The organism is Microbacterium sp., assembly GCF_041641055.1.
In the GTDB taxonomy this organism is placed as follows: domain Bacteria; phylum Actinomycetota; class Actinomycetes; order Actinomycetales; family Microbacteriaceae; genus Microbacterium.
Genome location: NZ_JBEPZB010000042.1, coordinates 1 through 20,121, shown reverse-complemented (window position 1 = coordinate 20,121; position 20,121 = coordinate 1). Strand labels below are relative to the sequence as shown.

The 20,121-nt window shown below is 68.8% G+C and carries 20 protein-coding genes and 1 pseudogene; 6 read left to right on the top strand and 15 right to left on the bottom strand.

Features of this window, described 5'->3' with window-relative positions; genetic code table 11:
* Window positions 1-94: 94 nt before the first annotated feature.
* Genes ACESK8_RS16860 through ACESK8_RS16845 form a run of 4 tightly spaced genes read left to right on the top strand, consistent with a single transcriptional unit; the run spans window position 95 to window position 4,167 of the window.
* Window positions 95-1,411 carry a branched-chain amino acid ABC transporter permease gene (locus tag ACESK8_RS16860; RefSeq protein WP_372969663.1) on the top strand — a complete coding sequence of 439 codons (1,317 nt, stop codon included), beginning with the start codon at window positions 95-97 and terminating at the stop codon, window positions 1,409-1,411.
* A gap of 5 nt (window positions 1,412-1,416) precedes the next feature.
* Window positions 1,417-2,394 carry a branched-chain amino acid ABC transporter permease gene (locus tag ACESK8_RS16855; protein ID WP_060927045.1) on the top strand — a complete coding sequence of 326 codons (978 nt, stop codon included), beginning with the start codon at window positions 1,417-1,419 and terminating at the stop codon, window positions 2,392-2,394.
* 46 nt (window positions 2,395-2,440) lie between these two features.
* Window positions 2,441-3,406, top strand: coding sequence for an ABC transporter ATP-binding protein (locus ACESK8_RS16850; protein ID WP_372969665.1), 966 nt, complete (start codon window positions 2,441-2,443; stop codon window positions 3,404-3,406).
* Window positions 3,403-4,167 carry an ABC transporter ATP-binding protein gene (locus ACESK8_RS16845; RefSeq protein WP_372969662.1) on the top strand — a complete coding sequence of 255 codons (765 nt, stop codon included), beginning with the start codon at window positions 3,403-3,405 and terminating at the stop codon, window positions 4,165-4,167. The genes ACESK8_RS16850 and ACESK8_RS16845 overlap by 4 nt, the downstream gene beginning before the upstream one ends.
* 147 nt (window positions 4,168-4,314) lie before the next feature.
* Here the strand turns inward: ACESK8_RS16845 and ACESK8_RS16840 are convergent, their stop codons facing one another.
* The 3 genes and pseudogenes from ACESK8_RS16840 to groES form a co-directional block, all read right to left on the bottom strand.
* A complete protein-coding gene (locus tag ACESK8_RS16840) occupies window positions 4,315-5,586 on the bottom strand; it encodes an ABC transporter substrate-binding protein (RefSeq protein WP_060927047.1) in 1,272 nt (423 codons plus the stop codon).
* A 144-nt stretch (window positions 5,587-5,730) separates the two neighbouring features.
* Window positions 5,731-6,660: an EamA family transporter RarD gene (rarD, locus tag ACESK8_RS16835; protein ID WP_372969664.1), complete on the bottom strand. Its 930-nt coding sequence runs from the start codon at window positions 6,658-6,660 to the stop codon at window positions 5,731-5,733.
* A 119-nt stretch (window positions 6,661-6,779) separates the two neighbouring features.
* Window positions 6,780-7,041 (bottom strand): annotated as a pseudogene (gene groES, locus ACESK8_RS16830) (co-chaperone GroES).
* 144 nt (window positions 7,042-7,185) lie between these two features.
* Here groES and ACESK8_RS16825 point away from each other — a divergent pair.
* Window positions 7,186-8,394 carry an SAM-dependent methyltransferase gene (locus ACESK8_RS16825; protein WP_372969661.1) on the top strand — a complete coding sequence of 403 codons (1,209 nt, stop codon included), beginning with the start codon at window positions 7,186-7,188 and terminating at the stop codon, window positions 8,392-8,394.
* 21 nt (window positions 8,395-8,415) lie between these two features.
* Here the strand turns inward: ACESK8_RS16825 and ACESK8_RS16820 are convergent, their stop codons facing one another.
* From ACESK8_RS16820 to coaA, 10 genes are all read right to left on the bottom strand, one after another.
* Window positions 8,416-9,630 (bottom strand): hypothetical protein, encoded by a 1,215-nt coding sequence (locus tag ACESK8_RS16820; RefSeq protein WP_372969660.1) that lies wholly within the window; start codon window positions 9,628-9,630, stop codon window positions 8,416-8,418.
* A gap of 106 nt (window positions 9,631-9,736) precedes the next feature.
* Complete coding sequence (locus ACESK8_RS16815) at window positions 9,737-10,246, bottom strand: hypothetical protein (RefSeq protein WP_372969659.1); 510 nt, start codon at window positions 10,244-10,246, stop codon at window positions 9,737-9,739.
* Window positions 10,246-11,316, bottom strand: coding sequence for a tRNA (adenosine(37)-N6)-threonylcarbamoyltransferase complex transferase subunit TsaD (gene tsaD / locus ACESK8_RS16810; RefSeq protein ID WP_372969658.1), 1,071 nt, complete (start codon window positions 11,314-11,316; stop codon window positions 10,246-10,248). The genes ACESK8_RS16815 and tsaD overlap by 1 nt, the downstream gene beginning before the upstream one ends.
* Window positions 11,313-11,819: a ribosomal protein S18-alanine N-acetyltransferase gene (rimI, locus tag ACESK8_RS16805; protein WP_372969657.1), complete on the bottom strand. Its 507-nt coding sequence runs from the start codon at window positions 11,817-11,819 to the stop codon at window positions 11,313-11,315. The genes tsaD and rimI overlap by 4 nt, the downstream gene beginning before the upstream one ends.
* Window positions 11,816-12,439, bottom strand: coding sequence for a tRNA (adenosine(37)-N6)-threonylcarbamoyltransferase complex dimerization subunit type 1 TsaB (gene tsaB, locus ACESK8_RS16800; RefSeq protein ID WP_372969656.1), 624 nt, complete (start codon window positions 12,437-12,439; stop codon window positions 11,816-11,818). Before tsaB ends, rimI begins: the two co-directional genes overlap by 4 nt.
* A gap of 20 nt (window positions 12,440-12,459) precedes the next feature.
* Window positions 12,460-12,957: a tRNA (adenosine(37)-N6)-threonylcarbamoyltransferase complex ATPase subunit type 1 TsaE gene (gene tsaE / locus ACESK8_RS16795; protein WP_372969655.1), complete on the bottom strand. Its 498-nt coding sequence runs from the start codon at window positions 12,955-12,957 to the stop codon at window positions 12,460-12,462.
* Window positions 12,954-14,060 carry an alanine racemase gene (alr, locus tag ACESK8_RS16790; RefSeq protein WP_372969654.1) on the bottom strand — a complete coding sequence of 369 codons (1,107 nt, stop codon included), beginning with the start codon at window positions 14,058-14,060 and terminating at the stop codon, window positions 12,954-12,956. The genes tsaE and alr overlap by 4 nt, the downstream gene beginning before the upstream one ends.
* On the bottom strand, window positions 14,057-14,416 hold the full coding sequence (locus ACESK8_RS16785) for a holo-ACP synthase (RefSeq protein ID WP_060927483.1): 360 nt from the start codon (window positions 14,414-14,416) through the stop codon (window positions 14,057-14,059). Before ACESK8_RS16785 ends, alr begins: the two co-directional genes overlap by 4 nt.
* 150 nt (window positions 14,417-14,566) lie before the next feature.
* Window positions 14,567-16,414: a glutamine--fructose-6-phosphate transaminase (isomerizing) gene (gene glmS / locus ACESK8_RS16780; RefSeq protein WP_372969653.1), complete on the bottom strand. Its 1,848-nt coding sequence runs from the start codon at window positions 16,412-16,414 to the stop codon at window positions 14,567-14,569.
* A 58-nt stretch (window positions 16,415-16,472) separates the two neighbouring features.
* Complete coding sequence (gene coaA, locus ACESK8_RS16775) at window positions 16,473-17,417, bottom strand: type I pantothenate kinase (RefSeq protein ID WP_060927486.1); 945 nt, start codon at window positions 17,415-17,417, stop codon at window positions 16,473-16,475.
* Window positions 17,418-17,453: 36 nt separating this feature from the next.
* On the opposite strand from coaA, the gene ACESK8_RS16770 reads away from it, so the two are divergent.
* Complete coding sequence (locus tag ACESK8_RS16770) at window positions 17,454-18,398, top strand: Ppx/GppA phosphatase family protein (protein ID WP_372969652.1); 945 nt, start codon at window positions 17,454-17,456, stop codon at window positions 18,396-18,398.
* A gap of 31 nt (window positions 18,399-18,429) precedes the next feature.
* Here ACESK8_RS16770 and glmM read toward each other — a convergent pair whose 3' ends face one another.
* Window positions 18,430-19,788 carry a phosphoglucosamine mutase gene (glmM, locus tag ACESK8_RS16765; RefSeq protein ID WP_372969651.1) on the bottom strand — a complete coding sequence of 453 codons (1,359 nt, stop codon included), beginning with the start codon at window positions 19,786-19,788 and terminating at the stop codon, window positions 18,430-18,432.
* 14 nt (window positions 19,789-19,802) lie between these two features.
* On the bottom strand, window positions 19,803-20,121 hold a 319-nt coding region (gene rpsI / locus ACESK8_RS16760; protein ID WP_372969650.1), incomplete at its 5' end, for a 30S ribosomal protein S9.

The following is a 20,121-nucleotide window of genomic DNA, read 5'->3' as shown; positions in this document are numbered from 1 at the left end:
CGTCGTACATCAGGGCCGATGAACAACTCCGTCATGGCCTGTGTACTGGGCTGGAGGTTCTGTGCGTCCGACGATCTCGGCGAATCGAAGCGGAATGCGGTGGGTCATCATCCTGCTCGCGTCGCTGCTCGCCATCGCTTTCCTGTGGTTGCAGCCCCCGGCAGCGGCCTCCGCCGAAGAGACGGACGACGGCCAGGAGATCACCGAGTTCTACTTCGCCGGCGTCATCACCTTCGATGACGACCCGGTCGAAGGCGTCGTGATGTCCATCAAGGGCAACGGCTTCGAGGGCGACACCGAGACGGATGCCGAGGGCAAGTGGCGCCTGTACGTCCCCGAGAAGGAGACCTACACGCTCACCGTCGACGAGGAGACCCTCCCCGAGGGCGTGATCGTCGATCCGGCCCTGCTGCCGGAGGGCACGCAGCCGATCGCCGGGACCACGGCGTCGTTCGAGGTGGAGTTCGGCCTCACCGGCACGAAGATCATGAACCTCTTCCTCGGTGAGGGCGAGCGCCTGACGACCTCCTTCATCGACCAGCTGCTGTCTCGCCTGGTGGGTGGGCTCAACTTCGGCCTGCTGCTGGCGCTCGCCTCGATGGGCGCGGCGCTCATCTACGGCACCACGCGCCTGTCGAACTTCGCGCACGCCGAGATGGTCACCTGGGGCGGCCTGGTCGCCCTGGTGACGACGAGCTTCTGGCATCTGCCGCTGTGGCTCGGAATCGTGGCCGCCGTGATCGGCGGTGGTCTGTTCGGCTGGGCCCTGGATGCCGGGATCTGGCGGCCGCTCCGGCGACGCGGTCTCGGAGTCGTCCAGCTGATGATCGTCAGCATCGGACTCTCGCTCGCCCTGCGCTACGCGTTCCAGTACCTGATCGGCGGTGGCACGCGTCAGCTGCCTGGCGCGAGCCCGGAGCCCTTCCGATTCGGCCCGATCTCGCTCTCCTACATCGACCTGATCGGCATCGTCGTGAGCGTCGTGGTGATCCTCGGCGTCGCGTTCTTCCTCACCCGCACCCGCATCGGCAAGGCCACTCGAGCGATCTCGGACAACCCGCAGCTCGCCGCGGCATCCGGCATCGACGTCGACAAGGTCGTCCGCTACGTGTGGATCCTCTCCGGCACCCTCGCCGCGATCTCGGGCATCCTCTGGGCGTACTTCCGCCCTGGCGTCAAGTGGGACATGGGCATGCAGATGCTGCTGCTCATCTTCGCCGCCATCACGCTCGGCGGTCTCGGCACCGCGTTCGGCGCCCTGGTCGGCTCCCTCATCGTCGGCATCGCGGTCGAGGTCTCGACGCTGTGGATCCCGTCCGATCTGAAGTATGCGAGCGCGCTGGTCGTGCTCATCGTGATCCTCCTCGTCAGACCGCAGGGCCTGCTGGGACGCAGGGAAAGGTTGGGCTGATCGCCATGGACTTCGGAAGCATCTTCTCCAATACGGCCACCTATCTCTTCAGCCCGGTCACCCTGGCCTACGCGCTGGCGGCGACGGGACTGGCCGTGCACTTCGGCTACGCGGGACTGCTCAACTTCGGAATGGCCGCCTTCATGGCGATCGGCGGATACGGGTATGCGATCTCGGTGCTGACCTTCGGGCTCCCCTGGTGGATCGGCATGCTGATCGGCCTCCTCGGCGGCGCGTTCTTCGCCGTGCTCCTCGGCATCCCGACCCTGCGGCTGCGCGCCGACTACCTCGCCATCGCCACGATCGCCGCAGGTGAGATCGTGCGCCTGCTCTTCACGACGCAGATCTTCGACGAGTACACGAACTCCGCCGACGGGCTCGCGCAGTTCAACGGCGGCTTCCGCGACGCCAACCCGTTCCCGCAGGGCACCTACGGGTTCGGTCCCTGGACCTACAGCGCGAACGACCTGTGGAACCGCGTGTTCGGTCTCCTCGTCCTCGTCGTCGCCGTGCTGCTGGTCTGGTCGCTCATGCGCAGCCCCTGGGGCCGCGTGCTCAAGGGCATCCGAGAGGACGAGGACGCCGTGCGCTCGCTCGGCAAGAACGTCTTCGCGTACAAGATGCAGGCGCTCATCGTCGGAGGCGTCATCGGCGCGGCGGGAGGGATCGTGTTCGTCCTCCCCTCCGCCGTCGTCCCGGGCAGCTACACGACCTCGCTGACCTTCTTCCTGTGGACGGTGCTGCTCCTGGGCGGCGCTGCCACGGTCTTCGGCCCCACGCTGGGTGCGATCCTCTTCTGGGTCGTCTTCGCCTTCATGGCGAACCTGCTGCCGTCGATGGCGAAGGCCGGTCTGCTGCCGATGTCCGACAGCCAGGCATCGACGCTCGTGTTCATCTTCGTCGGCATCGCCCTGATGCTGCTCGTGATCTTCCGACCTCAGGGCATTCTCGGAGACAAGAGGGAGATGACCTTTGTCAAATGAACTGACCCCCGACGAGAGCGCCCAGGCGGCGCCCACCACGGGGAGCATCCGACGTCCGAAGACCACCGGTCTCACCACGGGGCCGGCCGCCCCCGGCGTGCCGAAGGTCGACCCCATCCTCGTCGTCGACGCCGTGCAGCGGCGCTTCGGCGGCCTGACTGCCGTCGACGTCGATCACCTCGAGATCCCGCGTGGTGCGATCACCGCCCTGATCGGGCCGAACGGCGCGGGCAAGACCACGCTGTTCAACCTGCTCTGCGGTTTCGACAAGCCGAACAGCGGCACCTGGTCGTTCGACGGCACCAGCCTCTCGGGCGTGCCGTCCTTCAAGGTCGCCCGCATGGGGCAGGTGCGCACCTTCCAGCTGACGAAGTCGCTGTCGCTGCTCACGGTGCTCGAGAACATGAAACTCGGTGCTCCCGGCCAGCGCGGCGAAGGCTTCTGGTCGAGCCTGTTCCCGTTCCTGTGGCGCAAGCAGGACCAGGAGATCGAGGTGAAGGCGCGTGAGCTCCTCACCCGGTTCAAGCTCGACGCGAAGGAGAAGGACTTCGCGGCCTCGCTCTCCGGCGGGCAGCGCAAGCTCCTCGAGATGGCGCGAGCGCTGATGAGCGACCCGACCCTGGTGATGCTCGACGAGCCGATGGCCGGCGTCAACCCTGCGCTCACGCAGTCGCTCCTCGACCACATCCTCGACCTCAAGGGGCTCGGGATGACGGTGCTGTTCGTCGAGCACGACATGCACATGGTCCGCCACATCGCGGACTGGGTGGTCGTCATGGCCGAGGGACGTGTCGTCGCGGAGGGACCCCCCGAGGAGGTCATGGAGGACCCGGCGGTCGTCGATGCCTACCTCGGCGCCCACCAGGACCTCGACCTCGGCGCGGTCACCGGCCGCATCCCGGTCATCGAGAGCGCGGCGGCCGCCAGGCTCCGCGAGCAGATCGAAGCAGAGGCCGAAGCGGAGCTCGAAGCGACGAGCACCCTCGACCAGGACCAGAAGGGCAACGCATGAGCGCGGACACCTCAGGCACGTCGCCGGCAGCCGATGACATCATCGTCGAGCTGAAGGACGTGCATGCCGGGTACCTGCCGGGGGTGAACATCCTCAACGGCGCGAACCTGGTCGCGCGGCAGGGCGAGCTGATCGGCATCATCGGGCCGAACGGTGCCGGCAAGTCGACGCTGCTGAAGGCGATCTTCGGAATGGTCAACGTGCGCAGCGGCGACATCACGGTGAAGGGCGAGAGCATCGTGGGCCTGAAGGCCGACAAGCTCGTCAAGCGCGGCGTCGCCTTCGTGCCCCAGACGAACAACGTCTTCCCCTCGCTCTCCATCGAGGAGAACCTGCAGATGGGGCTCTACCAGAACCCGAAGATCTACGACGAGCGCCTCGAGTTCGTGACGGGCATCTTCGCCGAGCTGGGCAAGCGCCTCAAGCAGCGCGCAGGCTCGCTCTCCGGTGGTGAACGCCAGATGGTGGCGATGTCCAGGGCCCTGATGATGGACCCCTCGGTGCTGCTCCTCGACGAGCCGTCCGCCGGGCTCTCCCCTGTGCGCCAGGACGACGCGTTCATCCGCGTCTCCGACATCAACAAGGCCGGCGTCACGACCATCATGGTCGAGCAGAACGCCCGTCGCTGCCTGCAGATCTGCGACCGCGGCTACGTGCTCGATCAGGGCAAGGACGCGTACGAGGGCACCGGACGCGACCTGCTCAATGACCCGAAGGTCATCGGCCTGTACCTCGGAACGCTCGGCACGGACGCCGCCTGACACGGCTGACACGAAAGAGGGGCGGATGCTGCGGCATCCGCCCCTCTCTCGTTCTCGCGAGTCCTGCACGATCCCTGGTCCTGTACGATCCCCTGGCTCGGACACGACGAAGGCCCCGGATGCAGCATCCGGGGCCTTCGCTCGTGATCAGTTGGTGCGGGAGATCAGGTTGTCGGCGCTGTACTCGTACGTGCCGATCGAGGCGCCCTGCGGGTCGCCGTTCTCGTCGAACGTGACCTCGCCGGAGTAGCCGTCGTAGTCGGCGGTGCCGCCGTCGTTGATGATCTTGGCGCAGTCCTCGAAGCTGGTGCACTTCTCACCGTCGCCGCTGCCACCGGAGACCTCGGCCATCTTCTCCGCGATGTCCGCACCCTCGGTCGAGCCGGCTGCGAGCGATGCGAGAGCGACGAGCACGACGGCGTCGTAGGCCTCGGCCGCGTACGTGAAGTCGTTGACCTCGGCGTTGCCCTCACCCGTCCAGAACTCCTGGAGGCGGTCGGTGAAGTCGTCCTCGAGCGCCGGGCCGGGCTTCGTGCCCTGCGCGCCCTCGAGCGAGAACGGGAAGTTCGTGTCGGGCGACGAACCGTAGTCCGACAGGTTTCCGTCGACGAGGTAGAACTTGTCCGGCGTGATGCCCGCGTTCACGAGCAGCGGGGCGATCGTCTTGAACTGGTCGAACGACACGATCGCGACGGCGTCGGGGTTCTGCGCCTTGATGGTCTCGACCTGAGCGTCGAACTGACCGTCACCGACGTTGTAGGACGCATCGGCGACGACCTCGCCACCGGCACCCTCGAACGTCGACTTGATGTTCTCGAAGAGACCCGTGCCGTATGCGTCGTTCTGGTAGATGACGCCGAGGGTCTTGTGTCCGTCCTCGGCGATCAGGTTGCCGAGCACCTCGCCCTGGAGCAGGTCGCTCGGAGCGGTGCGGAAGTAGAGGCCGTTGTCGTCCCAGTCCGTGAAGTCGGGGCCGGTGTTCGACGCGGAGATCTGCAGGATGCCGGCGCTGACGTTGCCGTCGAGGATCAGGCGGGAGACGCCGGAGGCCGCAGCACCGACGATGGCGGTGACGCCTGCGCCCTGGAGCTTGGTGATCGAGGTCTCGTACGCCTTGGTGTCGGTGTCGCCCTCGTCTTCGGCGGTCAGGTTGATCGTGACACCGGCATCGGCATCGTTGACCTCCTTGACGGCCAGGCCGACGCCCGATTCCATGGGCGGGCCGAGGAACGACAGCGAACCGGTCTGCGGCAGCAGCGACCCGAGCTCGAGGGTGAGGTCGGCGGCCGGCTTTCCGCCGTCGCCGGACGGCTCATCCGAGGGCGTGCTGGTGCAGCCTGCGACGACGATCGCCGAGGCGCTCAGCAGCGCGACTCCGGCGAGAATCTTGGCGCTGCGCGAGCGCGTGAATGCGGTCATGATGCTCCCTTGCGTGACTGGCCGTGGATTGTGACCACGGTCGGGTGCTCTAACACTAGGACCGAAAGGCTTCGCATAGGGGTCGTCGATGTTTCGGTGCGTTAACGATCCGACACCGAGTTTCCCGCGGCCTGAGCCGCGGGCTCAGACCGGTTCGGGCTGCGCGCTGCGGCGCCCGCGCCGTGCGGCGAGCACCAGGTCGATCACGAACACCAGGATCGCGATCCAGACGATGATGAACCCCGCCCACCGCTCGACCGGCATCGGCTCGCCGAGCACGGCCGCGCCGATGATGAACTGCATGATCGGGGTGATGAACTGGATCATCCCGACGATGGTGAGGTCGATCCGTCGCGTCCCTGCGGCGAAGAGCAGCAGAGGGACCGCGGTCGCTATGCCCGCGAAGGCGAGCAGCGCGGCGTGCCAGGGCCCGTTCGCGCCCATCGTGATCCCGGTGGTCGTGGCGACGAGGATCAGCTGGACGACCGCGATCGGGATCAGCCAGAAGGACTCGAGCGTCAGACCGCTGACCGCGTCGACCGCGGGTCCGATCTTCTTCTTGATCAACCCGTAGACGCCGAACGAGGCGGTGAGGCTCAGCGCGATCCACGGGAACGACCCGTGGAAGAGCACGATGACGATCACGGCCACCGCCGCGATCGCGATCGCGGCCCACTGCAGTCGGCGGATCCGCTCCTTCAACACGAAGACGCCGAGCAGCACCGTGGCGATCGGGTTGATGAAGTAACCAAGGCTCGTCTCGACCACGTGCCCCGTGAGCGTGCCGATGAGGAAGACCTGCCAGTTGACGTAGATCAGGATGCCGGCCAGCGCGGTCCACCCGAGCAGCTTCGGCTGTCGGATGATCGCCCCGAAAGCGGACCATCCGCGGGTCACCGTGAGCAGGATCAGGCAGAAGGCGAGGGACAGCAGCACGCGCCAGGCGACGACCTCCCAGGGGCCTGTCGGCGCGAGAAGCAGGAAGTAAAGGGGCAGGACGCCCCACAGCAGGTAGGCGCCTCCGGCGTATGCGACCCCCGCGGTCTGAGTGGCGCGGGCGGAGGCGGTCGTCAGGGGCACCGCACAACCCTACCTGGGAGAAACGACGCTGCCCCACCTGGGAGAGAAGGGGTTGCGAGAACAGAGGAAGGGCCCGGATGCAGATGCATCCGGGCCCTTCCGAAGACGTTGTCTCAGCGGACGACGACTGCGAGCACGTCGCGAGCCGACAGGACGAGGAACTCGTCTGCGCCGAACTTCACCTCGGTGCCGCCGTACTTGCTGTACAGCACGCGGTCGCCGACGGCGACGTCGAGCGGAACGCGGTTGCCGTTGTCATCGATGCGGCCGGGGCCCACGGCCACGACCTCGCCCTCCTGGGGCTTCTCCTTGGCGGTGTCGGGGATGACCAGGCCACTCGCGGCGGTCCTCGAGCGGCTTGATGGAAACCGACACGGTCTACCTCTTCTTTCTTGACGCTGACAGGAAGACTTTTCGCACTCTCAACCCGAGAGTGCTAATCCAGTCTAGGCGTTCCGCTGGCACTCATGCAATGCGAGTGCCAATGGGCAGGGAAGGGCCGCGGCCTAAGCTGGAGACGTGGAGATCTCCGAGCTGCGCGCCCTGCTCACCCCTGAGGGGCTGGAGCTGCTCGACAGCCTCGGTCCCGTCGAACAGGTCGGCGACGTCGCCCGTGCCGTATCGCGGCTGCGGGCGGCCGGCCACTCCCCCGACCTCGTCTCGGCCGTCGTGGGCCAGGCACGCCTGCGAGCGAAGGCCAGCGGCAAGTTCGGCGACTTCGCCGCGCGGATGCTCTTCACCCGCGCCGGGCTCGAGCAGGCGACCCGGCTGGGTGTCGCCGCGCGCCACGCCCAGCGATTCCGGCAGGCGGGCATCACCCGCATCGCCGACCTCGGCTGCGGGATCGGCGGCGACTCCCTCGCGTTCGCCGGCGCAGGACTCGACGTGCTCGCAGTCGACGCCGACGAGGTCACCGCGGCCATCGCCGCCTACAACCTGGCGCCGTTCGGCGAGGATGCGACCGTCCTGCACGGAACGGCCGAGGACCACGTTCCCGCAGGCGGCGTCGCCACGCAGGCGATCTGGATGGACCCCGCCCGCCGCACGTCCGGCCACAGCGAGACCAGGCGCGTGTCATCGGCGGACTACTCGCCGCCGCTGGACTGGGCGTTCGAGGTGGCATCCCGGATCCCCGCGGGGATCAAGCTGGGCCCGGGGCACGACCGGGATGCCCTGCCCGCCGACGCCGAGGCGCAGTGGGTCAGTGCCGACGGCAGTGTCGTCGAGCTCGTCGTCTGGACCGGCTCCCTCGCCCGCGACGGAGTGCGTCGTGCCGCGCTCGTGGTCCGCGGCGAGCGTTCGCACGAGCTGACCGCCGGAGCGGATGCCGACGACGCTCCCGTCCGCGACCTCGGCGCGTTCGTCCACGAACCGGACGGCGCGGTGATCCGCGCCCGTCTGATCGGCGACGTCGCTCGGACACTGGATGCCGGGATGCTCGATGAGCGCATCGCGTACCTCACGTCCGATGCTGCGCTCACGAGCCCCTTCGTGCAGTCGTTCCGGGTGCGCGAGACGATGCCGGCCAACCCGAAGGCCATCAGCGCTGTGCTCAAGGCACACGGCATCGGCACGCTCGAGATCAAGAAGCGCGGCATGGACATCGACCCCGCCGCCTTCCGCAAGAAGCTGACGCTGCGGGGAGACCAGGCGGCCACGCTGATCCTCACCCGGATCGGCGATCAGCGGCGGGCCATCCTCGCGGACCGGGTGCCGGCGCCGGAGTAGCGTCGGTGCCGACGGGCGACGCTAGCCTGCGGGGTCGTCGGAGGGGACCTCGACCTGGATCGGGTCCTGCTTCTCGCCGCCGACCTCGAACGTATCGCCGGGCTTGACGGTCGCCTCGGCGGCCGGCGCCTCGCCGGAGACGATGAGGTATGACGTGCCGGTCGGCGTGTAGGCGAGCGTCACGCTCCAGGAGCTGCTCGCCCCTGTGGCGTTGTCGACCGTGACGCCCGAGACCTCCAGCTCGTGGCCCGGCGCCTGGGTCTGTCCTGCCTCGGTGCATTCGAGGGCGTCGACCGCATCGACGACCAGGCAGTCCTGCGGCGCACCATCGACGAGACGCTGCGCCGACCACACCGGGGCGTCCCCGAAGTATCCGATCACCGAGAACGAGTACTCCTCGAATCCCTGCGCGACCAGGGCCTCGGCGCTCTCGCGCTCTTCCCCCTGGAACTGCGCCAGCCAGTCCTCCTGGGTGTTGTCCCAGCGCTGGATGAACGCGACGATCTCCCCGTTCATCGTCCTCGTGGCCGATGCCCAGATCTGCTGCGGCGCATCCTCGCCGTCCGCCGCCGCCGTGATGCTCACCCCGGCTCCGGCTCCGCTCTCGAACTCTTCGGCCCGCTGGCACTGACGTGCGGAATCCTCCGCCGTGTCGATGGTGACGCACACCATCTCCCCGTCGTCCTTCGTCGCGAACCAGACGATGATGTCGTCATCCTGTCCGATCGCGCGTACGCTGCCCGGATCGTACTTCCCCTCGACCTGCAGCTCGGCCCGGCGCTCCTGCTGCTCGGGAGTGAGCGCTACAGCGTCGTCGCGACCGAACAGCGCCCACCCGGCCGCCACGCCGATGACGAGGAGAGCGACGGATGCCGCGGCCACCGGTTTCCAGTGCCGACGCAGCGTCTGCCGCAGTCCGGCAGCCGTTCGCGATGGGAGCGGGGCGTCGTCCTCGCTTCGGTCCTGTCGGGCGGATCCCCGGCCCTCGGTCTCCTCCAGGATCTCCGTCGCCGACACGTCCGCCGGCCGGGAGACGTCGCGGGACTCCCCGACCGGAGCATCGTCCGCCAGGCCCTCGATCGGAGCGACCTCCATCGGAGATGCTGCCTCCGACTCGGCACGAGAGCCTTCCAGCTCGCGCAGCCGCGCGGCATCCGCCTCGGTCAGCCCTCCGTCGCGCCCGTACGCCTTCGCCTGCAGGGCGCGCAGCTCGGCGGCATCACTCTCCTGCAGCATCGTCGTCCGCCTCGCCCTTCGTCACGGTCAGATACTGCTGACCGTAGCCGAAGCGGTACTCGTACCGGGTGGCAACGCCGCCAGCGTGCTCGACATCGAGCATCCGCTATCCGAGCCTCTCGAACTGCATCCCGGCCCAGACCAGCCACCCGAGGCTGTACACGGTCGCGCAGAGTCCGAGTACCAGCGCCCAGCGCGCGATCGCCCGGCTCTCCACGGGACGACGCAGCGACATGATCGAGGCGATCACCGCCACCACCGCGACGGGGATGCCCCACCCGACGAAGAACGAGGCTACCAGCGCGACGATCGCGGCCATCAGCGCCCACGGCGCGAGCCGGGTGTCATCGACACCGGACGCCGCCGACGGCTCCCAGTCGTCGTCCCTCTCGGGAGCGTCGATCACCGGACCGGTCACGACGATCGGCTCGACGCTCACCGGACCGGTCGGCAGCTTCGAGTAGCCCTCGCGGCGCGCGCCGGGGAGACGCGCCGGACCCACGGGTCGCTCGACCTCGCCGCTGGGCCCCTCAACGCTCGCACGCGGGGTGGGCGCTGCGGCTCCCGCACCGGGGTCTGCCCCCGCCGATCCTGACGTGCGAGACGTATCGCTCATCACTGCACCGCGACGCGCTCGTCGACCTGAATCTCGGTGACCGGCAGCGTGGAGTCGGCGCCGAAGGCCAGGGTCGACGGAGCGCGACCCGAGGAGATCAGCTCGGCGGCGAGCGCGGCGATCATGGCGCCGTTGTCGGTGCACAGCGACAGCGGCGGGATGCGCACGGTCACGCCTGCCGCCTCCGCGCGCGCGAGCGCCACCTCACGCAGTCGGCGGTTGGCGATCACGCCGCCGCCGAGCAGCAGGCGCGGCACGCCGAGGTCGGCGCAGGCGGCGAGGGCCTTCGTGACCAGCACGTCGACGACGGCTTCACGGAAACTCGCGGCCACGTCGGCGACCGGCACCGGCACGCCGTCGGCCTCGCAGCGCTCCACCCAGCGGGCGACGGCCGTCTTCAGTCCCGAGAAGGAGAAATCGTAGCGGTGCTTCGCGAGATCGGAGGCTCGCGAGAGGCCGCGCGGGAACCGGATCGCCGTCGGGTCGCCGTCGAGCGCCGCTCGATCGATCTCGGGGCCGCCGGGGTAGGGCAGCGACAGCAGGCGGGCGACCTTGTCGAACGCCTCCCCCGCCGCGTCATCCATCGTCTCGCCCAGCATCTCCACGTCGGTCGTCAGGTCGCGCACGTGCAGGAGCGAGGTGTGCCCACCGGAGACGAGCAGCGCGATCGTCGGATACTCCAGCGGCTCGGATTCGGGGGTGAGGATGTCGGCGGCGATGTGGCCGACCAGATGGTTGACCGCGTAGAGCGGCTTGTCGAGGGCGATCGCGAGCCCCTTCGCCGCACCGACGCCGACCATGAGCGCACCGGCGAGCCCGGGGCCGCTCGTCACCGCCACGGCATCCAGGTCCTCGAGTCGCACTCCGGCCTCGACGAGCGCCGCGTCGATCGACGGCTGCAGCGCTTCGAGATGTGCTCGGGCAGCGACCTCCGGCACGACGCCGCCGTAGCGGGCGTGCTCGTCCATGCTCGACGCGATCGTGTTCGACAGCAGGGTGCGTCCACGGACGATCCCGATACCCGTCTCATCGCAGCTGGTCTCGATGCCCAGCACCAGCGGCTCGCTCATGCGCTCGTCTCCTTCACGGCATCGGCCGCCGCCTCATCGCGGTGGGCAGCACGGGGCTGCTGCAGCGCGAGGCGCATCACGATCGCATCCACGTCATCCGGCTGGTAGTACCTCGGACGGCGGGCGGTCTCCTCGAAGCCCTCCGACCGGTAGAGTCCCTCGGCGCTCGGGTTGTCGGCGCGCACCTCGAGGAAGACCTCTCGCGCCCCGCGCTCCACGGCCGCATCGAGCAGAGCACGCAGCAGTGCGCGTCCCCGTCCCGCACCGCGGTGCTCGGCGTCGAACGCGATGGTCTGGATGTCGGCGTCGCCGCTGCCCTGCAAGGCGCGGACGCCGCCGTAGCCGATGATCGCGCCCTCGTGCTCGTCGACGAGGTACCGACCGTGCGGGCTGGAGAGCTCGAGCGCCATCGCCTCCGAACTCCAGGCATCGGTCGGGAAGGAGCGGCGTTCGATCGCCATGATCGCATCGAGATCAGCCGGTGTGGCTGCGCGCAGTGTCATCGCCCCACCTTCTTCGGTGCCCCTGGCACCGTGACGTCCGGGTGGCGGAGGTACAGCGGCTCCTCACCGGCGACGATGCGCCCGGCGGCGATCGCCCGTGCGCCCACCCTGGCGAGGTCGACCGCGGAGAGCGTGTCCGCCTCGATACGGAGGATTCCGGCGAGATGCTCGTCGGACTCGACACGCGGCACCAGCACGGTGTCGTCGCGCACGAGCGGGATGCCGTCGGCATCCACTCCGTCGAACACCGTGATGGCGACCTCGCGCCGCCGGGCGTCCGTCACGATCGCAAAAGGACCGGTCACGGAGTCGCGTTCGATCGCGGTCAGGGCTGCGGCATGGTGACTCGGCACCGGAACCACGGGGATGCCGCGGCCGCGGGCGAACGCGCGAGCAGCGGCGATGCCGATGCGGAGCCCGGTGAAGGGACCGGGACCCATGCCGGCGACCACGTGCGCGATCGGATCGGTGCCTGCGTCGTCGAGAGCTCGTGCGAGCAGTTCGCCGATGACCTCCGCGTGTCCGAGAGGATCTGCGGCCGACACGTCGGCGCGCCGGCTGCCGTCGGCGTCGATGAGGGCGACGGCGGTGCCCAGGGAGGTGTCGACGGCGAGGATCACCTCTCCAGGGTAGTCGTGGTTCAGCCGGGGATCGCTGAGCGTCCGCCGCGCGTGATCGTCACGTATCGCGGGGCGTCGGCGTCCAGTTCCGAGGGATCCAACGCATCGTCGCCGCCGACGGGCCGCTCCAGCTCGATGTCCCACCAGGATTCGGCGAGCGCTTCGGCCATGCCGCGCCCCCACTCGATCACGACGACCGAACGGGCGAGGTCGAGATCCAGATCGTCCAGCTCCGCCTCGGAGCCCAGGCGATACGCGTCGACATGCACGAGCGGGGCGCGTCCGACCAGCGACGGATGCGTGCGGGCGATGACGAAGGTCGGACTCTGCACGGGCCCCCGCACTCCGAGCCCCTCCGCGAGGCCGCGCGTGAACGTCGTCTTGCCGGCACCGAGAGGACCGGTGAGGATCAGGAGGTCACCCGCCTCGAGCTGCTCGCCGATGCGGAAGCCCAGCTGCTCCATCGCGTCCGACGTCGCGATCTCGACACGTCCGAGGAAGGCGGGATCCACGCTCACGCAGACCTCCGGGACACTCGGGGGCCGATGCGCGTGACGATCTCGTAGTTGATGGTCGATGCGGCGTTCGCCCACTCCGCCGCCGACGGGACGCCGAGCGTCGGGTCGCCGAAGAGCACGACCTCATCGCCGATCGAGACCGGCGAATCGCCGACGTCGACCACGAACTGGTCCATGGCGATCCGTCCCACGTTCGTGTAGCGGCGCCCTCCGATGGAGACCGGAAGGTGGCCTGAAGCCTGTCGGGGCACCCCGTCGGCGTAACCCAGCGGCACCAGCACCAGGGTGGTGTCGTGAGGGGTGCGATGGTCGTAGCCGTAGGAGACTCCGGCGCCCGCCGGCACCCGCCGCACCGCCGCGATGGCCCCGCGGAGGGTCATCGCCGGACGGAGTCCGAGCTCGGCCGACGACCGGTCGTCGAACGGGGACAGCCCGTAGATGCCGACGCCGATCCGCACCGCATCCAAGCGCATCTCGGGCAGGTCGATCGCGGCCGCCGTCGCCGCGATGTGCCGGATCTCGGGCTGGATGCCGAAGGATGCAGCGGCAGCGACGCCCTCCTCGAACTTCGCGAGGGCCTCCCGATCATCCTGCGGCGACGTGTTGGAGAGGTGGCTGAAGAGCCCGATGATGCGCAGCCGGCCGATGCGCTCGAGTCGCGCGGCCTCGGCGAGCACGCGGCGCCAGTCGGCAGGGGCGATGCCGTTGCGCGACAGGCCGGTCTCGAACTTGAGGTGGACTCCGACCGGCCGGTCCACGGATGCGACGGCACCCGCCGCCTCGAGCTGATCGAACGACGAGATCCCCACCTCGATGTCGTGGGCTGCGGCCTGTTCGAACCTCTCACCCGGCGCGTGCAGCCAGGCGAGGATCGGCGCCGTGATGCCCTGGCGACGCAGCTCCAGTGCCTCCGGGATCTCGGCGACCCCCAGGCGCGTGGCGCCGCCGGCGAGTGCGGCGACGGCGGCCGCGGCCGCGCCATGGCCATAGGCGTTCGCCTTGACGACGGCGATGACCTGCACTCCGGTCAGACGACGGAAGTGGCGGACGTTGTCGGTGATGGCATCCAGGTCGATGCGTGCCTCGCGGAACGGAACGGTCACAGCGGCTCTCCTTCGGCGACGACGAATGCGGCGGCGAGTCCTGCGTCGTGGGTGAGGGTCAGGTGCAGTCGGGTGATCCCGCGCTCCTCCACGGCCTGCGCGGTGGATCCGGAGAGCACGAAGTGCGGGCGCCCGGAGGCTTCGGAGGCGATCTCGATCTCGATCCAGTGCACGCCGTCCGAACCGCCGAGAGTCTTGATCAGTGCCTCCTTCGCGGCGTAGCGCGCTGCCAGTGAGGGCAGCCGCAGCGCGCGCTCGCTCGGCGCGAAGAGCCGCTCCAGGAGACGTGGCGTGCGTTCGAGGGTGCGCTCGAAACGCGGGATGTCCACGAGGTCGATGCCGGTCCCGATGATCACCTGTTCAGCCTAGTCGCGGCATCCGGGCGCCCTTCCCGTCCTCTCGACGCCATGCCGAATGCATGCTCGAATCACGGATGCATGCCCGGATCGTCGATCCGGGCATGCATCCGTGATTCTGACCTGCAGGTGCAACCCTGCGGGCGAGGTCTACTCGACCGTGACCGACTTCGCCAGGTTGCGCGGCTGGTCGACATCCAGGCCCTTGGCCGTGGCGAGCGCCATCGCGAAGATCTGCAGCGGGACGACCGCGAGCAGCGGCTCGAACATCGCGCCGGCGAGCGGGATGCGGATGACCTCGTCGGCGAACGGCAGCACGGCCGCGTCGCCCTCTTCGGCCACGACGATCACCCGAGCGCCGCGAGCGCGGATCTCCTGGATGTTCGAGACGACCTTGGAGTGCACCAGCGCCGAATGACGGGGGGAAGGCACCAGCACGAACACGGGCTGTCCCGGCTCGATCAGCGCGATCGGACCGTGCTTGAGCTCGCCGGCGGCGAAGCCCTCGGCGTGGATGTAGGAGATCTCCTTGAGCTTGAGAGCGCCCTCGAGTGCGATCGGGAAGCCGACGTGGCGGCCCAGGAACAGCACGGAACGGGTGTCGGCCATCCAGCCGGCGAGCTGTGTGACGTGCTCCTGCTCGGCCTCGAGGACCTTGGCGATCTTCTCGGGCAGCGCGCCGAGCTCGGCGACGTCGACGGACGCATCCTCCACCGACCCGCGTACGCGACCCATGTGCAGGCCGAGGAGGAGCAGCGCGGTGATCTGCGCGGAGAAGGCCTTGGTCGAGGCGACGGCGACTTCGGGACCTGCGTGCGTGTAGACGACGGCATCCGATTCGCGCGGGATCGTCGCACCCTGGGTGTTGCAGATCGAGAGCGTGCGCGCGCCGCGCTCGCTCGCGTACTTGACCGCCATCAGGGTGTCCATGGTCTCGCCGGACTGGCTGATCGAGACGACCAGCGTGTCGTCGCCGATCACCGGGTCGCGGTAGCGGAACTCGTGAGCGAGCTCCACATCGACGGGGATGCGCGCCCACTGCTCGATGGCGTACTTGCCGACGAGCGCCGAGTACGCGGCGGTGCCGCAGGCGGTGATGATGATGCGGTTGATGCCGAGGAAGAGCTCGTCCATGCCGTCGAGCTCGGGGATGACGACCTGGTCGCCCTGGATCCGGCCGCGGATCGTGTTCGCGACCGCTTCGGGCTGCTCGGCGACCTCCTTGGCCATGAAGCTGGACCATCCGCCCTTCTCGGCGGCGGCGGCATCCCACGACACGTCGAACGGCTCCGCCTCGACGGGCGTGCCGGCGAAGTCGGTGACGGTGACCGACTCGGGCGTGATCGAGACGATCTGGTCCTGGCCGATGGCCAGCGCCTTGCGGGTGTGCTCGATGAATGCGGCGACGTCGGAGCCGAGGAAGTTCTCGCCCTCACCGAGGCCGATCACGAGCGGCGAGTTGCGACGGGCTCCGACGACCAGGCCGGGGTGGTCCTGGTGCATCGCGAGGAGCGTGAAGGCGCCCTCGAGGCGGTTCACGACCGCGCGGAACGCCCCCTGCAGGTCGCCGCCGTTGTTGCGGTACTCGCGTCCGAGCAGTGCCGCTGCGACCTCGGTGTCGGTCTCGCTGCGGAAGCTGACGCCGTCGGCGAGCAGCTCCTCGCGGAGGGCGGAGAAGTTCTCGATGATGCCGTTGTGGATCAGCGCGAGCTTGTCGTCATCGGCGAGGTGCGGGTGCGCGTTCTCGTCGGTGGGTCCACCGTGCGTCGCCCAGCGGGTGTGCCCGATGCCGGTGTTGCCGTCAGCGAGGGCGGCATCCTTCAGCGAGTCGCGCAGCATGGCGAGCTTGCCCGCCTTCTTGCGCATGCCCAGCGAGCCGTCGCCATCGATCACGGCGACGCCCGCGGAGTCGTATCCGCGGTACTCGAGACGGGCGAGGCCTGCGAGCAGGATGTCCTGGCTGGGCCGCGGGCCCACGTATCCGACGATTCCACACATGTGGTCAAGAGTAAGCCTGGCTTTTTGCGAAGGTTCCGAACGAATCCTCCGCGCCCGCTCAGAGCTTGCGCAGCAGCACGCTCTCGACGCTGTGATCGATGCCCTTGTTGAGCACCAGCCGCGCCCGATGCCTGGTCGGCATGACGTTCTCGACGAGGTTCGGCATGTTGATCTCGTTCCAGTACCCGAGCGCCGTCGTGATCGCCTCGTCGTCGGTGAGGTGGGCGAAGACGTTGAAGTACGACGAGGGGTTCGAGAACGCTCCCTGACGGAGGGCGAGGAACCGGTCGACGTACCACTTCTCGATGTGGGCGGTGTCGGCGTCGACGAAGATCGAGAAGTCGAAGAGGTCGCTCACCGCGACATCGTTGGGCGCGGGCGGCGGCTGGAGGACGTTGAGGCCTTCGACGATGACGACGTCAGGCCGCCGCACCACCACATGTGCATCCGGGACGATGTCGTATCTCATGTGCGAATAGAAGGGCGCCCGCACCTCTGCGGCCCCGCTCTTGACCTCGGTGAGGAACTCGATCAGGGAGCGTCGATCGTAGGATTCGGGGAAGCCCTTGCGGTCCATGAGCCCCCGACGCTCGAGCTCGGCGTTCGGATACAGGAACCCGTCGGTCGTCACCAGCTCGACGCGCGGCGTGCCCGGCCAGCGGCTCATCAGCTCACGCAGCAGACGCGCGATGGTCGACTTCCCGACCGCCACAGAGCCGGCGACTCCCACCACGAACGGCGTCGTCGTGTCGTCCTCCTGAAGGAAGGAGCTCGTCGCCGCGCCCAGCCGCTTGGTCGCGGTGGCATACAGGCTGAGCAGTCGGCTCAGCGGCAGATAGACCTCGCGCACCTCGGTGAGGTCGAGCCTGTCGCCGATGCCCCGCAGCTCCACGACCTCGGTCTCGGTGAGCGGCTGATCGAGTCCCGCCGCGAGCCGTGCCCATTCATCGCGGCCGATCTCGCGATACGGAGACAGCGGCAGCGTGGGGTCGGCGGTGGTCACGAGTACATCGTAACGGCGCGCGAGTAGTCTCTATCCGTGCGCCTGGGAGTCCTCGACATCGGTTCGAACACCGTCCATATGCTTGCTGCAGACGTCCGCCCCGGCGGGCGGCCGCTGGCGACGACGAGCGACCGCACCGTGCTGCGGCTGATGCGGTACCTGACGGACGACGGCGCGATCTCGGAGGAGGGCGTGCGTGCGCTCGAATCTGCGGTCGTGCAGGCGCGCAGGGTCGCAGAGGCCGAGAAGGTCGACGAGCTGCTGGCCACCGCGACGAGCGCCGTGCGCGACGCCCGCAATGGAGCGGACGTGATCGCCCGCATCGAGACCGCGCTCGGGCAGCCGCTCCAGGTGCTCGACGGCGAGACGGAGGCGGAACTGACCTTCCTCGCCGTGCGACGGTGGTTCGGCTGGTCGGCCGGTCAGCTGCTCCTGCTGGACATCGGCGGAGGCTCGCTCGAGGTCGCGGCGGGAGGCGATGAGCTGCCGGATGCCGCGGCATCCGTCCCGCTCGGCGCCGGCCGGATGACGGTGCAGTTCCTGCCGCACGACCCTCCGGGCGAGGACGATGTGGAGCGTCTGCGCGCACATGCCGCCTCGACGCTCTCGGAGATCCTGCCCCGGTTCACCGCGCTGCCGCGGCCCGACCACGCGGTCGGCTCCTCGAAGGCGATCCGTTCGCTCGCGCGGCTCGCCGGCTACCCCGTGCCGGGATGGTCCGGCATCCAGCGGATGGTTCTGCCGCGAGCATCGCTCGGGTCGTGGATCCCGCGACTCGCACGCCTTCCCGCGTCCGCCCGGCAGGAGCTGCCGGGTATCACCGCCGACCGCACGTTCCAGATCGTCGCCGCTGCCGTGTCGCTGCACACCGCCATGACCGCACTCGACGTCGATGAGCTCGAGGTGTCACCGTGGGCTCTGCGCGAAGGCGTGCTGCTCCGCTACATCGAGCAGCTGAACTGGAGCGCGCCGCGGGACTGACAGCAGTCGGTCCCGCGGCGCGCTCGACGGTTCAGAGTGAGAGGCGTTCGCGGACGACGTCGACCAGACGATCGGCGTATGCCCGAGCCGAGTCGGCGTCCGCCGCCTCGACCATGACGCGCACGAGGGGCTCGGTGCCGGACTTGCGCAGCAGCACACGCCCGGTCTCCCCCAGCTCGGCCTCGACCTCGCGGACGGCGGCCTGGACGCCGGGATCCGCGTCGACCGCGTCCTTGTCGACGTCACGGACGTTCACGAGCACCTGCGGGTACACGGTCATGACGCTCGCGAGCTCGGCGATCGACTTGTTCTGGCGAGCCATCTCGGCGACCAGGTGGAGACCGGTGAGGAGTCCGTCACCGGTGGTGGCGTACTCGCTCATGATCACGTGACCGGACTGCTCGCCGCCCAGGGCGTAGCCGCCCCTGTTCATGTCCTCGAGGACGTAGCGGTCTCCGACAGCGGTCTGACGCACGGTGATGCCGTGCTCGCGCATGGCGACGTGGAGTCCGAGGTTGCTCATCACCGTGGCGACGAGCGTGTCGTCGGTCAGGTGACCGCGTTCCTTCATCGACACCGCGAGGATCGCCATGATCTGGTCGCCGTCGATGACCTTGCCCTGCGCGTCTACGGCCAGGCAGCGGTCGGCGTCGCCGTCGTGGGCGATTCCGATGTCCGCTCCGAGTCGCACGACAGCTTCGGCGAGCTGGTCGAGGTGCGTCGATCCGACGCCGTCGTTGATGTTCCAGCCGTCGGGGTCGGCGCCGATCACCGTGACGTCGGCTCCGGCGTCACGGAAAGTCTCGGGCGAGACCCCGGATGCCGCGCCATGAGCGCAGTCGAGGACGACCTTGATCCCGGCCAGACGGTTCGGCAGCGAGCCGAGCAGATGCACGACGTAGCGGTCCTCGGCGTCGGAGAACCGGTCGATACGGCCGACGCCTGCACCGGTGGGGCGCAGCTTGTCGCCGGCCATCGCCTCTTCGATGCGCTGCTCGACGACATCCGGCAGCTTCACGCCGCCGCGGGCGAAGATCTTGATGCCGTTGTCCGGCGCCGCGTTGTGCGACGCCGAGATCATCACACCGAAGTCGGCATCACGGTCGCCGACGAGGAACGCGAGCGCGGGCGTCGGGATGACCCCGGCCTCGAGCACGTCGACGCCGGAGGACGCGAGGCCCGCCGAGACGGCAGCGGTGAGGAAGTGACCGGAGACCCGGGGGTCGCGGGCCACGACTGCGGTGAGGCGCTTGCCTTCGGCTTTGCGTGCCTCCGCAGTACGGCCCTGGCCCAGGACGACAGCAGTCGCCTGGGCCAGGGTGAGCGCCAGGTCGGCGGTGAGGATGCCATTGGCGAGTCCTCGCACACCGTCCGTGCCAAAGATCGGCATCGGAGCGGTTGACCTTAACGCTTCGAGTACTGAGGCGCCTTGCGGGCCTTCTTGAGTCCAGCCTTCTTGCGCTCCTTGACGCGCGCGTCGCGCGAGAGGAAGCCGGCCTTCTTCAGGGTCGGACGGTTGTTCTCCTCGTCGATGCCGTTGAGCGAACGAGCGATACCGAGACGCAGTGCACCGGCCTGGCCCGAGGGGCCACCACCGGAGATGCGCGCGATGACGTCGTAGCCGCCGGCGAGGTTGAGGATGGTGAACGGGTCGTTGATCAGCTGCTGGTGCAGCTTGTTCGGGAAGTAGTCCTCGAGCGTGCGGCCGTTGACCGTGATCGTT